Annotated in this window: 1 pseudogene; it reads left to right on the forward strand. The window is 72.2% G+C overall.

The window, feature by feature from the left end:
• Nucleotides 1–223: pseudogene (purH, locus tag E4K09_RS02495) on the forward strand (bifunctional phosphoribosylaminoimidazolecarboxamide formyltransferase/IMP cyclohydrolase); the annotation flags it as partial.

Here is a 223-nt window from a genome sequence, read left to right on the forward strand (position 1 = left end):
TCGCCAAGCACGTGAAGTCGAACGCCATCGTCTACGCCCGGGACCTCGCCACCGTAGGCATCGGCGCGGGCCAGATGAGCCGCGTCGATTCCTCCCGCATCGCCGCCTGGACGGCCGCGGAGGCCGCCAAGGCGGCGGGCCTGCCCGAGACGCTGGCCAAGGGTTCGGTCGTGGCCTCGGACGCATTCTTCCCCTTCGCGGACGGCCTGATGGCGGCCGCCGA

This window comes from Microvirga pakistanensis (assembly GCF_004458765.1).
Classification (GTDB): domain Bacteria; phylum Pseudomonadota; class Alphaproteobacteria; order Rhizobiales; family Beijerinckiaceae; genus Microvirga; species Microvirga pakistanensis.